At 32.7% G+C, this 14,112-nt stretch carries 17 protein-coding genes and 1 tRNA gene; 9 read left to right on the forward strand and 9 right to left on the reverse strand.

The window, feature by feature from the left end:
- The first annotated feature begins 5 nt into the window (after positions 1-5).
- Positions 6-155 carry a hypothetical protein gene (locus tag BUC23_RS17415; protein WP_167365543.1) on the forward strand — a complete coding sequence of 50 codons (150 nt, stop codon included), beginning with the start codon at positions 6-8 and terminating at the stop codon, positions 153-155.
- A gap of 67 nt (positions 156-222) precedes the next feature.
- Here BUC23_RS17415 and serB read toward each other — a convergent pair whose 3' ends face one another.
- From serB to BUC23_RS01400, 7 genes are all read right to left on the reverse strand, one after another.
- The gene (gene serB / locus BUC23_RS01370; RefSeq protein ID WP_073204200.1) at positions 223-1,461 is read right to left on the reverse strand and encodes a phosphoserine phosphatase SerB; all 1,239 of its coding nucleotides are present in this window, start codon (positions 1,459-1,461) and stop codon (positions 223-225) included.
- 295 nt (positions 1,462-1,756) lie between these two features.
- The gene (locus BUC23_RS01375) at positions 1,757-2,191 is read right to left on the reverse strand and encodes a VOC family protein (protein WP_073204203.1); all 435 of its coding nucleotides are present in this window, start codon (positions 2,189-2,191) and stop codon (positions 1,757-1,759) included.
- Positions 2,192-2,215: 24 nt separating this feature from the next.
- Positions 2,216-2,656 (reverse strand): SRPBCC family protein, encoded by a 441-nt coding sequence (locus BUC23_RS01380; protein WP_073204206.1) that lies wholly within the window; start codon positions 2,654-2,656, stop codon positions 2,216-2,218.
- Between the two features lie 29 nt (positions 2,657-2,685).
- On the reverse strand, positions 2,686-3,099 hold the full coding sequence (locus BUC23_RS01385; RefSeq protein WP_073204796.1) for a VOC family protein: 414 nt from the start codon (positions 3,097-3,099) through the stop codon (positions 2,686-2,688).
- A gap of 199 nt (positions 3,100-3,298) precedes the next feature.
- Positions 3,299-4,531: an ATP-dependent Clp protease ATP-binding subunit ClpX gene (gene clpX / locus BUC23_RS01390; protein WP_073204209.1), complete on the reverse strand. Its 1,233-nt coding sequence runs from the start codon at positions 4,529-4,531 to the stop codon at positions 3,299-3,301.
- Between the two features lie 86 nt (positions 4,532-4,617).
- Positions 4,618-5,292 carry an ATP-dependent Clp endopeptidase proteolytic subunit ClpP gene (gene clpP / locus BUC23_RS01395; protein WP_073204212.1) on the reverse strand — a complete coding sequence of 225 codons (675 nt, stop codon included), beginning with the start codon at positions 5,290-5,292 and terminating at the stop codon, positions 4,618-4,620.
- Positions 5,293-5,601: 309 nt separating this feature from the next.
- Positions 5,602-6,927: a trigger factor gene (locus BUC23_RS01400; protein WP_073204215.1), complete on the reverse strand. Its 1,326-nt coding sequence runs from the start codon at positions 6,925-6,927 to the stop codon at positions 5,602-5,604.
- A 476-nt stretch (positions 6,928-7,403) separates the two neighbouring features.
- On the opposite strand from BUC23_RS01400, the gene BUC23_RS01405 reads away from it, so the two are divergent.
- The 6 genes from BUC23_RS01405 (at position 7,404) to BUC23_RS01430 (ending at position 12,606) form a co-directional block, all read left to right on the forward strand.
- Positions 7,404-8,939 (forward strand): P-loop ATPase, Sll1717 family, encoded by a 1,536-nt coding sequence (locus BUC23_RS01405; protein ID WP_073204218.1) that lies wholly within the window; start codon positions 7,404-7,406, stop codon positions 8,937-8,939.
- 233 nt (positions 8,940-9,172) lie between these two features.
- Complete coding sequence (locus BUC23_RS01410) at positions 9,173-9,940, forward strand: hypothetical protein (RefSeq protein ID WP_073204221.1); 768 nt, start codon at positions 9,173-9,175, stop codon at positions 9,938-9,940.
- A 233-nt stretch (positions 9,941-10,173) separates the two neighbouring features.
- Positions 10,174-10,434, forward strand: coding sequence for a hypothetical protein (locus BUC23_RS01415; RefSeq protein WP_073204224.1), 261 nt, complete (start codon positions 10,174-10,176; stop codon positions 10,432-10,434).
- A gap of 61 nt (positions 10,435-10,495) precedes the next feature.
- Positions 10,496-11,239: a hypothetical protein gene (locus BUC23_RS01420; protein WP_073204227.1), complete on the forward strand. Its 744-nt coding sequence runs from the start codon at positions 10,496-10,498 to the stop codon at positions 11,237-11,239.
- A gap of 119 nt (positions 11,240-11,358) precedes the next feature.
- On the forward strand, positions 11,359-11,577 hold the full coding sequence (locus BUC23_RS01425) for a hypothetical protein (RefSeq protein ID WP_073204231.1): 219 nt from the start codon (positions 11,359-11,361) through the stop codon (positions 11,575-11,577).
- A gap of 120 nt (positions 11,578-11,697) precedes the next feature.
- On the forward strand, positions 11,698-12,606 hold the full coding sequence (locus BUC23_RS01430) for an NmrA family NAD(P)-binding protein (RefSeq protein ID WP_073204234.1): 909 nt from the start codon (positions 11,698-11,700) through the stop codon (positions 12,604-12,606).
- 206 nt (positions 12,607-12,812) lie between these two features.
- Here the strand turns inward: BUC23_RS01430 and BUC23_RS01435 are convergent.
- Positions 12,813-12,884 (reverse strand) — tRNA-Glu (locus BUC23_RS01435).
- 281 nt (positions 12,885-13,165) lie between these two features.
- Here BUC23_RS01435 and BUC23_RS01440 point away from each other — a divergent pair.
- On the forward strand, positions 13,166-13,537 hold the full coding sequence (locus BUC23_RS01440) for a hypothetical protein (RefSeq protein WP_073204238.1): 372 nt from the start codon (positions 13,166-13,168) through the stop codon (positions 13,535-13,537).
- A 76-nt stretch (positions 13,538-13,613) separates the two neighbouring features.
- Complete coding sequence (locus BUC23_RS01445; RefSeq protein ID WP_073204240.1) at positions 13,614-13,793, forward strand: hypothetical protein; 180 nt, start codon at positions 13,614-13,616, stop codon at positions 13,791-13,793.
- 128 nt (positions 13,794-13,921) lie between these two features.
- Here the strand turns inward: BUC23_RS01445 and BUC23_RS17420 are convergent, their stop codons facing one another.
- Entirely contained in the window at positions 13,922-14,059 is a 138-nt protein-coding gene (locus BUC23_RS17420) for a hypothetical protein (RefSeq protein WP_167365544.1), read from the reverse strand.
- Positions 14,060-14,112: the final 53 nt, after the last annotated feature.

Here is a 14,112-nt window from a genome sequence, read left to right on the forward strand (position 1 = left end):
CTAAGATGAAAAACACCATTTACATCTTGATTACATTAGTTTTACTGAGTTCCTGCGGACCGCACCGTATGAAATGTGGTGCTAGAGGAATTTGTAAATCCTCAGAAAAGCAAACATCGGAAAAACCTAAAAAAACAGCTACTATTAAAGTCTAAAACAGAAAAAAGGCTGTCCAAAAAGTATTTTTAGACAGCCTTCATTTTATATCACTATTGCACTATTTTACTCTTCCTCCATCATATCAATATGCCTGTCGTGGTAACCTAAAAGGTATAAAACACCGTCGAGACCCAAGCTGGATATTGAAGTAGAGGCACTTTCTTTTACTTTCGGTTTAGCGTGAAAAGCAATTCCCAAGCCGGCCAAATTCAACATTGGCAAATCATTAGCACCATCACCCACAGCAATGGTTTGGTTGATATGTATCCCTTCTTTATCGGCAATAGCTTGAAGATATTCTGCTTTCTTTTTACCATCAACAATTTCGCCTAAATATTTCCCTGTCAATTTACCGTCTATAATCTCCAATTCATTGGCGTGAACGTAATCAATCCCTAATTCCTTTTGCAAATACTTACCAAAATAGGTGAATCCACCCGATAAAATAGCCGTTTTATATCCATAATATTTTAAGGCTTTCATTAGTCGATGCGCTCCTTGTGTTATTGGAAGATTTTCAGCCACTATTTTTAGCACATCTTCGCTCAAGCCTTCTAACAAAGCCATACGTTGTTTGAAGCTTTCACTGAAATCAATTTCGCCATTCATTGCCGATTCAGTAATGGCTCTTACTTGCTCACCCACACCTGCTAACTCAGCTAATTCATCAATAACTTCGGTTTGAATTAAGGTAGAATCCATATCAAAACAAACCAAACGTCTGTTTCTTCTGTACATATTGTCTTCCTGAAAAGAGATATCTACATCTAGAGTTCGGGAAATCTCCATAAAACTGGCAGTCATAAACGTTTTATCAAGAATATCGCCCGTCACGGATAATTGTATGCAAGAACGTGGGTATTTCTCTTTCTCAACCACAGAGGTTCTCCCGGTTAATCGTATGATTGAATCAATATTCAAATTCTTGTCTGACATTATTTTGGTCACCGCCGACAATTGTACGGCCGTCAATGTTTCTCCTAAAATATTTATGATATAGCGCTGCTTGCGTTGTGCTTTTACCCAAATTTCGTAATCCGCAATAGAAATCGGGGTAAACTTAACCTTGATCCCCAATTCATAGGCTTTAAACAATAAATCTTTTAAAACAGGCCCTGAAGAAGAACCCGATTTTATTTCAAACAAGATCCCTAAAGACAATGTATCATGAATATCTGCTTGACCAATATCTAAAATAATGGCATCATAAGTCGCCAATATGGATGTTAAACCAGCAGTTACCCCTGGTTTATCCTGGCCAGAAACTTTTAATAAAATAATCTCTTTATCCACTACTTCCATCTTGCAATTATTTGATTTAGAATGCACAAAAATCGGCATTCTAATGGTGATAAAAAAAGAATCATGTTTGTTTTTTTACACAAAAACAAATAGTTTAATTTCCTCATAAAAAAACCTGCTCAAATCAATGAACAGGTTTATATTTTTGAGAAAAATGTAATCTTTACGATGCAATCTCCTATAGTTTCAATAAATTTTTATTAAAAATCTCTTTTGCGTAGTCTAGTTTGATTCCAACTATTTTGATCTCAAACCGTAGTAATCCGTTAGTGAAATAGACTTTTTTTAACGACAATTATTTTTCATTCTCATCAAAATTGACCATCCAATTAATCCCAAATTTATCCGTAAACATCCCAAAATAAGCGCCCCAAAAGGTCTGATTCATTGCCATAGTCACAGTTCCTCCAGCCGAAAGACCATTAAATAATTTATCTGCTTCATCTTTGCTCTGAGCATTGATTGAAAGTGAAATGTTTTGTCCAAAAACAACATCGCCGCTTGCTGAACTAATGTCGCTGCCCATTAAGATTGATCCATCACCGATTGGTAAAGTAACATGCATGATTTTATTTCCTTCTGCTTCAGAAAGCACTGGATTACCTTCTGCCGGTGGCATATCTTTAAATTTTCCAATATAAGGGAATTCCCCACCAAATACTGATTGATAAAAAAGGAATGCTTCTTCACAATTTCCATTAAAGACTAAGTAGGGATTAATTGATGCCATAAGTGTAATTTTAGAATTAATATTTTATTTTTCTTCAGAAAATTTCTTTACCAAATCTAAGGCTTTTGGAAATGTGATTCTGAAATAATCGACATATTTTTCGACTGAATCCATTTTCGCCTCTAAAACAGTGACTCCTTTGTTTTCGGTTAATAGATAGGTTTCCATAGCGCCAGACCACTCTTGATTTGGATCATCAATAGGCATTTCCTGAAAGTTTTTGATTTCACTCAAATGCATAAAAGCAATATATTCATTGTCAATTTTCTGGTAAATAATACTGTTCATCCCATCCCCACTTGGAGACAAAAAATGAATTTTACTTCCTTCTTTCCAATCGCTTAATGCATAAGTCCCTTCACCAAAAACGGAAGTCCATTTTTTGTATGTTTCCTCCTCCCATAAAACGTCCCAAACTTTTTCCCTTGGTGCGTTTATCTCGATTTTAAATTCCAGTGTTGTCATTTTGTTTGTTTTTTAAATTGACTTAAGTCCTACTGTTTGGGCACTTTACTAAAATCCATATATAACATATTCCAACGGTGCCCATCTAAATCGGCAAAACCACAACCGTACATCCAACCTTGATTTTCGGCAGGTTTGGCGAAAACCGTACCTCCGGCTGCTTCTACTTTCTTTGCGAACTCATTCACTTCTTCTCTACTTTCGGCATCAATAGAAATTAAAACTTCTGAGCTTGACTGGGTATCCGTAATTTTATTTTGAATACAGCTTGCAAATTGAGTTTCTTCAAAAAGCATCACTGCAAAATTAGCATCTCCAACTAACAAACATGTTGAATGTGCCGTATCGTGCTGTTCGTTAAATGAAAAACCAATTTCAAGAAAGAATTTTTTTGAAGCTTCAATATTTTTAACGGGTAAATTAAGCCAAACTTTTTTTATCATCTTTTCTATATTTTTAGATTTAAAATTTTCTAGATATATTTTAAAAACTAACGTTTCCCTTTTAAATTCCGCCAATAAAATTACAAAATATTTAAAGTCCGTTCTCTATTAAAATCAAGAATATAGCTTTTAAAAAAATCTATAAAAAAACCTGTTCAAATCAATGAACAGGTTTGTATTTTTGAGAAAAATGCAATCTTTATGATGCAATCTCCAAACGTTTCAATAAATTTTTATTCAACGTTTCCTTTGCGTAATCCATATCGATTTCTAATATTTTAGTATCAGAACTCGGTAATTCATACATCGCATCGGTTAATACTGCTTCGCATAACGAACGCAATCCACGAGCTCCTAATTTATATTCTAACGCTTTATCTACGATAAAATCCAATGCTTCATTGGTAATAGTGAATTCTACATCGTCCATTAAAAATAATTTCTCGTATTGTTTGATTAACGCATTTTTAGGTTGTGTCAAAATCGCTCGCAAGGTTTCTCTGTCTAAAGGATCCATGTGTGTCAATACTGGCAAACGACCAATAATCTCCGGAATCAATCCAAAATCTTTGATATCTTTTGGAATAATGTATTGCAACAAATTGTCTTTATCGATATTATCCACATTTTTAGAAGTAGAATACCCTACGGCCTGACGGTTCAATCGTTTCGAAATTATTCTTTCGATTCCATCAAAAGCACCACCGGCAATAAACAAAATGTTTTGTGTATTTACCTCAACAAATTTTTGGTCTGGGTGCTTACGTCCTCCTTTTGGTGGCACATTCACAACGGTTCCTTCCAATAATTTCAATAATGCTTGTTGTACACCTTCACCAGAAACGTCACGAGTAATAGACGGATTGTCACTTTTACGTGCAATTTTATCTATTTCATCGATGAATACAATTCCGCGTTCTGCTTTTGCAACATCATAATCAGCAGCTTGTAAAAGACGTGTCAAAATACTTTCGACATCTTCCCCAACATAACCTGCTTCTGTAAGAACTGTCGCATCAACAATAGCCAAAGGCACATCCAACATTTTTGCAATTGTTTTAGCCACCAATGTTTTTCCTGTTCCTGTTTGTCCCACCATGATGATGTTACTTTTTTCAATCTCTACCTCATCGTCTAATTGCTGTTGCATCAAACGTTTGTAGTGATTGTAAACCGCAACCGACATTACTTTTTTAGTTTGGTCCTGTCCAATTACATATTGATCCAAGAACGCTCTGATTTCTTTTGGTTTCTTCAAAATCAAATCTCCAACCAGTTTTGAACTTCCGCTGGATTTTAATTCTTCTAAAACAATTCCGTGTGCCTGTTCGATACATTTATCACAAATATGTGCATTGATACCAGCAATCAATAAATTGGTTTCTGGCTTCTTTCTTCCACAAAACGAACATTCTAATACTACTTTTGCCATTCTTTTAGTCTAATGTCATAAAGTCAAAAGTCGTAAAGTCTCAGCAATGCTTTTGACTTTCGGACTTTTGACTTTCGACTAATAATTTATCCTCTTACTAAAACTTCATCAATCATTCCGTATGCTTTTGCTTCTTCAGCAATCATCCAATAATCACGCTCACTATCACCGTGTACTTTCTCGAAAGTTTGTCCGGAGTGGTGAGAGATTATTTTATATAACTCATCTTTCAGTTTCAACATTTCACGTAAGTTGATTTCCATATCAGTAGCAACTCCTTGAGCTCCTCCTGATGGTTGGTGAATCATTACTCTTGAATGTGGCAAAGCCGAACGTTTTCCAGCTGCTCCTGCACATAAAAGAACTGCTCCCATAGAAGCTGCCATTCCTGTACAAATAGTTGCTACATCTGGCTTGATGTATTGCATTGTGTCATAAATTCCCAATCCTGCGTAAACGCTTCCTCCTGGAGAATTCAAATAAATCTGAATATCCTTAGAAGCATCAGCGCTTTCAAGAAACAATAACTGTGCTTGAACGATGTTTGCAATTTGGTCATCAATTCCTGTTCCAAGGAATATAATTCTGTCCATCATCAGCCTTGAGAAAACGTCTAATTGTGAAATATTCAACTGACGTTCTTCGATGATATATGGAGTCATGTTTTTAGGAGTCATTGCGCCTACGATTTTATCGTAATACATGGAGTTTACGCCGTGGTCCTTTGTAGCAAATTTTTTAAATTCTTTACCGTAGTTCATATTTTTTTGTTCTAAGTTTTACGTAATATCTTGTTGTTCCAATCAATGCAAAGGTCATACCTATTTACAAATGATGTCAATATGTCTTATTTTTAGCCCAGATGGGAGTAAAAAGCTTTTTGAATTCCGTTTTTTAGTTTTTTTATTCTTGCAAAGCGACTGGAAGAAGCTCTTGCAGGAATTTAAAAAACTTAAACGGAAGAAAAAACTTGTAACGTACAGCTGGATTAGCTCCTAAAATTAATTGAAACAAAAGAGCGCCAAAAAAATTATTCTTTTGACGCTCAAATATACTTATTTTTTTAGAATTTATTCTCCGTAAGAAGCGGCAATAAATTCGTCGTAAGTAACTTCTTTAGTAGTTGGATTTGCTTTTTCTTTGAACAATTCTAACATTTTCTCTCCTACCACTTGGTCAGAAAGTCTTTTTACTTCGTCTTGGTTAGACAAAACTCTCGCAACAATTCCTTGAACTTCTTCGTCAGTAGGATTTGTTTGTCCGAATTGAGCCATTTGCTGACGGATTGATTTTGTAGTGAATGTTTTCAAGTCTTCAAAAGTAACTTTGATATCACTTGTAGCCATTGCTCTACCTTCGATCAACTGAAAACGCAATCCTCTTTCAGATCTTGCATATTCAACTTCAGCTTCTTCAGGAGATAATTTTTTCTCTCCTACCGTTTGCAACCATTTTTTCAAGAATTCAGATGGCAAGTCGAATTTTGTGTTTTCGATCAAGAAATCCTGAACATCAGCCAATAATTTTTGGTCTGCTTGTTGCGCAAATTGAGATTCAGCATCTTCCTTGATTTTTGCTTTCAATTCTTCTAGAGAAGCTACAGTTCCAGCTCCAAAAAGTTTATCGAACAATTCTTGGTTCAATTCAGCCATTTCAGTTGTATTGACTGCTTCGATAGTGAAATCTACGTCAACCGCAAGTTCGTGAACCTCATCATGACTTACTTTCAACACGTCCATCAATTGATGTACGTCTTCGAATAAATCTTTTGTATTTACAGTCACAACATCACCTACTTTTTTACCGATGAATTTATCAGCAGTAGCTTTGTCTTTGAACATATCCAAAGCAATAGTTGTCGTGTTATTGATTCCTTTTTCTTCGTTTGTGAAAGTTCCAGTCAAATCTGAACCCGCTACAACCGCATCTTGAGGAATAGCTTTACCAAATTGTTTTTGGATTCGTTCCACTTGACCTTCGATTAATTTATCATCAGCAGAAACTACATATTTTACGATGTCGTTTTTAGCTTCTAAATCCAATTCGAAGTTTGGCACTAAACCAATTTCATATTCAAAAACCAATTCTTCAGTATCCCAAGAGAAATCTTCGTTTACTTTAGCCAATGGCGTTCCAAGAAGGTTTAATCTTTCTGATTGTACGAAACGCTCTAAAGCCAAGTCAACCACTTTTTGAACTTCTTCTTGTTTGATTGCTTTCCCGTATTGTTTCTCAACAAGATCTTTAGGCACAGCCCCTTTTCTAAATCCTTTAACAGTTGCCAAAGGCATTTTTTCATTTATTCTTTTTGCAACCTGACCTTTGTAATCCATCTGAACTACAGTCATTACAATTGTCTCAGTTACTGCGTCTGTTGCTACTCTTTTGATATCCATCTTCTTCTTTATTTATATTATAAATTCGGACTGCAAAATTATAAAATTTTTGCAACCCAAACAAGTTTTTTATTCACGTTCCCAATCCCGATCCCGAAACGTCGGGACGGAATGAAACGCAACTGAATTTTAGCCGTTTATTTGAAAAAATCACAGGAGTTAAACGGAAAATAATTTGGGCGTGCCCCTCCGCCTCGTCCCAAAAGACGAGACTGCGGGTCAGGCTGTTTGTTCCCGCTTTTAATGTTTTGCCCTGCGGGACAAAACAATAAAGAGCTCCACTGCCATCCTTCACGCAGACCGCGGTATTCAACAATATAAAGTTGCTTTTATAATTTATAAGATAATTATTATATATTTGAAATTAAATATTGTGCGATAATTATCACACCTATCTACCCAAATTCGGGTCGCTTTGTGTGATTTTGTCACACATATAAACAAGTTAGCCGTCATTATAAAAAAACGAAATACATATGAGAATATTCGAAAAATTCACTACGAAAGAAATAAGTAAGTTAAGGAAAGATACGAGTAACTTTTTCATTGGTTCTCCTGAAGCTGAAGCTGAAAGCACAATGAACTCAAAAGTTCAACTCGACGTAGTATTTGAAGATTTTTTGAATGTATTAGGAAAACTACAAAACGAAAAATTCATTATATCAGGAAGAAAAGGTAGTGGAAAGTCTGCAATTGCAGAAAAAATCTATTCTATCTCAAGAGATAATGCTGAATATTTTTGTGACTTTATTAAAAAAGGTGATATTGATATTGAAAAAATAACACAATTAACAAGTGAAAGTGATAATCTTATTAGTCAAGAATTATTAATTGAATGGATAATTTTAACTAAATTAATAAATCAATTGATAAGTAATGAAGGAATTTCAAATCAAAAGGAAATTCAAGATTTAAAGATTTTTTTGAAAAAAAATTCAGGTTTTATTGATATAAAATCTAATCAGATAGAAGAAGTAATTCAAAACAAAGGTTGGGAAATTAATGTGGATTATTTTAAAAGATTTTTATCCGCCAAATTCGGAAATAGATATGATATAAAAAGTGGAAAAGCACCTTTTTATAAATTATTACCACATCTCAAAGCAACTGTAAAAGAATTATTTTTAAACACTCAAAATAGAGATAATCATTATATTTTAATTTTTGATGATTTGGACATTGGGTTTAATTCAAAAAGCGAAAATAATATACAAACCTTATTAAACTTATTAAGAATTGTAAAGGATTATAACATTTCATTTTTCGGTAAAGAAGGTATAAGTGCAAAAATAATTTTACTTTTAAGAGATGATATTTCAAGATTTCTGCTAAACGAAGATGCTGATACAGCAAAATTATTTTCAAGTTATGAAATATTGTTGAATTGGTATCAACATTCTAGTGTTTACAAAAATGAAGATGAATTAGCAATAAAACAATTTATTAATAAAAGAATAAAATTAAATTTTGAGAATAATGAATTTGATTTTGATAAAGAAAGACCATGGGAAAGTCTAATAGCTAGTGATGAAAGTTATACTTATACAAGTTTTAAATATGTAATTGACCATACATTAATTAGACCTAGAGATTTAATATTATTTTTTAAACCTTTATCTGAACTAAAATTACCAATTCCAATAAATAAAAATGATGTAAATGTTTTACTAGGAAAATATTCTGTTGAGTTTGTTAAAGAATTAAGAAATGAATTATCTGCACATTATTCATCAAAAGATATTAATTCAATCTTTGATACTTTTAATACTTGCATAAGTGAAGCTGTTACATTTGGATATTTTGAAAATGAATTAAAAAAGCACGGATTTTCTGAAAATGCTAATGAATTATTAGAATTATTATTTGACTTATCAATTATTGGAAATATTTCTATTCAACTTAAAACATATTTTAAACATTGGGAACAAGATGATGAAATATTTACCTTTAATAAAAGTCATAATATAATTCTTCATTTTACATTGCGAAATTATTGCCAAAGAAAAAGATAAATAACGTCGGCTAAAGGCTGTTTTGAGCTAGCTGGAGTTTAGTGGAATTACTGTTTTGCATCAACTTTCTGAAAAGCAGAAAGTTGAAAGGTTACGAACTTCCAGCCACCTCAAAGCAGCAAACCGTTAACTGAGATTTTACTGAAAATGACGAAATCAGAAACTATAATGAAAACCGATCAACCGCTAAGTAAAGCCAAAACACAAAAAAGTGTCGGGAAATTAAATACATTATGAAAAAAATACTTTTTTTACTCTTTGTACCATTGGTTTCTTGCAGCCAATTATCAAAAAATGATTTACAAGTAGAAAATCTTAAAGGACAGGTAAAGTCTGTTAAAGAAATTGCTTTTAAAGGGGTTGAGAAATTTGGAGAAGTGATGAAAGGAGGACCGACAAATTATTCAAATGTTAATACTTTAAAAATATTCAATGAAAAAGGGAATGAAATTAAAATTGAACATTATTATGATGATGGACGAACACTTGATTATGTGGAGAAATTAAAATACGATAAAAAAGGAAATCGGATTCTGCTTGAATTCTATAGAGACGGAAAACTTGAAGTCGTTGATAAATATCAATACGACGTAAAAAGGAATAGAATTGAGGAGCAAGAATATTATAGCGATGGAATACTTAGCCATGTAGAGAAATATAAATATGATGAAAAAGGTAATCAAATAGAGACTCAGAGATATAACAGTGATGGAACACCTGAGGATTCGATGAAAAAATATAAATATGGTGAAAATGGGAGTATAATTGAAGAGCAAACGTGCTACCTCTCTGATGGAAAATGCTTTACTACTTTGTATAAATATAAATACGATTCCAAAGGAAATAAAATTGAAGAGCAAACAAACGACCCTCAAACAGGAGGCCATTCTACAATTGTTTCTCAATATAAATACGATTCTAAAGGAAATTGGATAATTAAAATTGAAAGACAAGATCGAGATCTTCTTTATATCGAAAGAAAGATTGAGTATTATGAGTAAGTAAAAAAACATCAGTTAACACCCCGCTCCGCACAGCGTTCATTCAAAGAATAAATTTATCGTATACGCTGCGCAAACGTCTCTGACTTTGCGCCCACAATAATGAGCAAATAAAAAATTGATATAAAGTGTTATCGGCATATAGGATTGGCTACAAAGGCGGGAGACTTTATGAAGTGGACTAGATTTGAACCGTATAGAAAAATGAAAATTAATCTAAAAAATATTAAATAATGAAAAGTGAATGGATTGCAAAATACGAAGAAACCGAAATTAAAATAACTAATAATTGGTTTAGTGGTGAAAAACTTTATGTAAATAATGAATTGCAAGATGAACAATTAAGTTTTATTACACCCAGTAATATGACCGGTAATCTAATTAACAAGGAAGGAGAAAAGCTGAATATTAAAACAAATATTTCAGGTTTCTTTTCTGTAAGCTGTAGATTATTTATTGACAACCGAAAAGTAGAATTAAAACAAACTAAATAGAAAAAATTGTGGACAGCAGCGAAGAGAAACTCTATCAACAATTTCGTCAAACTTAACATCTATGTACACAATCAATACTAGAAGATCATTAATATTTATACCTATTACTCTATTAATAGTCTATTTTTGTGCTGGAGTTTTTTATAATCCGGCATATGTAATTTATATTAAACCTTTTATAATTCCAACTTTTATAATTTATGCCGTATTGAGTAATTTTGAGAAACTTACTCTAAATTATTATTTATACGTTTTTTTCTTTTATCTAAATGAGATATTACTTTTGTTGTGGGAAGATGCAATACCGCTGTACAGAACTGCATTAGTGGCATCCTTCTTTTGTTATTTAGCAATAATAAATTTAGGCTACAATTCAATCAAAACTAAAAAACTTTACACGATACCAAAAGGATTTTCACTTTTTATATTAGTCATAAATTGTGTGTTTTTATTAGCAATCTTATATGTTTTAATGTCTATTATTGATGATAATTTTCTTAACATCATTTTGATTTTTAATGCAATAGTAGCTGTATTTCTTGGAGTTACAGCAGTTTTATATCTGGGAAAATTTGGAAACAAAAAAGCATACTATTACTTTTTTGGTGCATTTGCTTTAATTTTTAACGATATTTTTGCCGCTATTGGAACTTATTTTATTGAAGATGTAGTTTTGAACACCTTTGATAGAATATTGCATTTCACTTCGTTTTATCTCATTTATCGATTCATTATAAATGATAAAAAAAAGGTTGAAAATCTTTCGACAGGTTCTCAATCCCTCTCCGAGCCAATAATAAAGTGATGTAAAGTATTAACGGCATATAGGATCGGGTACGAAGTCGGGAGACTTTGCGCAGCAGGAACGTTGGTAATATTTTGAAAAAAAAGCGTAAATTTAACAGCATTTTAAAAATATAAATTATGATGAAATTTTGGATAATTGCAATTCTAATTTTTATTGTTTCAACATATATACTGGCGAAATTTACTTTAAAATCAAACAGAAAAGAAACTGGCGAAAGAATTTGGAGATTTGGGAACGGAAGGTCTACTTATTGGCGTATTCTTACTTTGTGTAGTTTTGGAATAACCGTTGTAATAATGTTGATTATTCATTTTCTAGGAATTCCTATCTTGTAAAAATTAAATATTTTAAATACGTATTTTAAAGAAAAACAGCCAAGTTTGTCGATTTTTAGGCGAACTGAGGTTGATTAATTGTAAAACCTTTCTCCGGACAATAGAAAACAGTATAGAGAAATGAAAAAAATAATTTTAGTAGCAGGTGCGACAGGTAATTTAGGACTAAGAATAGTAAAGGCTTTAGTAAATAAAGATGCTGAAATACGTATAGTTGTTCGGTCGAACAGTGCTATTGAAAAAATAAAAGAACTTGAAAATTTAGGTGTTAAAATTTATAAGGTGAGCAGTTGGAATTTGGAAGAATTAAAAACTTCTTGCGTTGGTGTTTCTTGCGTCGTTTCCGCTTTAGCCGGATTAAGTGAAGTGGTTATAGATGCCCAAAAAGTTTTATTAGATGCGGCCAATATAGCAGGCGTTCCTCGGTTTATTCCATCAGACTATTCATTAGATTTTACTAAGTTTTCGTATGGCGAAAACCGCAACTTGGATCTAAGACGTGAATTTCACGAATACCTTGACAAAACTTCAATTAGTGCAACATCAATTTTTAACGGAGCTTTTACGGAATTGCTAATAGATGAAATGCCTATGATTCTTTTCAAGCAGAAAATGATTCTATACTGGGGAAATAAGGATTACAAATTGGGCTTTACCACGATGGATAATACCGCAGAATTTACAGCCAAAGTAGCTCTTGACTCAAACACTCCTCGATACCTTAGAATTGCAGGTGACCTAATAAGTCCGCGCGAAGTAAAAGTAGTAGTTAGTCAAGTAACAGGGCAGAAGTTTGGCTTATTTAGACCTGGTGGACAAAGTCTTCTTGCTATAATTATAAAGATTGCAAGAAAATTAGCGCCAGGAGAAAAAGAACTTTATCCTGCTTGGCAAGGAATGCAATACATGCACAATATGATAGATGAACGTTCAAAAATAGCAAAACTCGATAATAGCCGCTACACAGAAATACATTGGACAACAGTAAAAGATTTTCTATACAAACATCATGGAGAAAAAAGTATTTAAACTATTTGAAAGTTAAGTTATTTAGCGAATGAAAAAATCGACTACCCAGCGCTGCAAAGTATTCTTTCAAAGAATAAATTTGTAATTAATGCTACGCAAACGTCTCTGACTATTACCTGATCTACAATACGCACAGCCAAAACCAATAACAAAAAAAGCCTCGAAAAATAATTTTCGAGGCTTTTTAAGATTGTGTTTATGAATTGTAGCCCGTAGCGGAATCGAACCGCTCTTACATGGATGAAAACCATGCGTCCTAACCGATAGACGAACGGGCCCTGATTTTTGTATTCGGGTGCAAAAATAGCACTATTTTTGAGTTGTACAAAGCCAAAATCAAAAACCTTTAAATAAAAATAGTCTTTTTGAATTTGTAAATTGTAATCAATTCAGTACTAACACTTATCAACAATACCATTATTTTTTTAACAAGCTGATTTTTCAAACAAAAATCCTAAAGTATAATGCGAGGATGACGCTTGTGAAGACAATGAATAAAAAATAGTCCTTAATTCACCGTTACTTTTGTACTTTTGAAATTATAATTTAAATTAAATAGATGATAAAGTATTTAAAATATCTCATTTCTCTCTTTCTGGCTTTTGGCCTGATGGTAAATGATGGTGCTTTAAATTCTCGATCAAATTCAGCAGATTATTATCAATTCTCTAGCGTAATTCTCAGAAGAGAATTAAACTACAAGGGTTCGAAATTATATATTTTCAATCAGATAGATTCAGCTGAAAAAACTTCATTCCCATTTCCGTTTGCTTATTTCCAATTTCAAGATATTTTTAGTCTTCAAATTCCGGTTCTTCTAAAATTACAAACGCTGCTTTATCAAAAAGTAAGCTTATTTGCAATGCAACACATCTTCATAAATGAGATGATTCCTTCCCGAAATCCCTATAAAAGTTTATACACAGCCTAGAAATTTCTTTCTACGCATTTATGCAATTCCATGCATAAGGATGATACCAAATGTCTAATCATTTATCATTTACAAAATGTATAAACACAAAAACAAAACACGTTTAGGACAACCTAGACGACCTATTCTTTGGGCAAAAAGAAAAATTATGCTAATAATTACCGCATTTATGATTGGAATGTCAAACGGAATGAACGTGGGGGATCATACGATTCACGGAAATCAAAATCACACGGAACAACATAAAAAAGATTGATTTGATTGTGTCTTACTGTTCTACAACAGTAAGACACATTACAAAAAATTTAGGATAATTTTTCCAGTTATTACACCCACACTTTCAGCCAAATCAATAAGGCTATTTATATCGTTTTAAGTTGAAAATCATTTTCTTCTTCTATACTTATGAGCTGCCACTAATAATGCCAGTCCTAAAACGATTATTGAAAACCACCAAAAAATATGTATCCCCATAAACATGTAGGATCCCATGTGCATTTCGCCATTATCGTTATTCAACATGATTTTCTATTTTAAAGGTTAAATGGAATCTTAATGACTCTACAGAGTCGATT

Origin of the sequence: Flavobacterium xinjiangense (genome assembly GCF_900142885.1) — a bacterium.
Classification (GTDB): Bacteria; Bacteroidota; Bacteroidia; order Flavobacteriales; family Flavobacteriaceae; genus Flavobacterium; species Flavobacterium xinjiangense.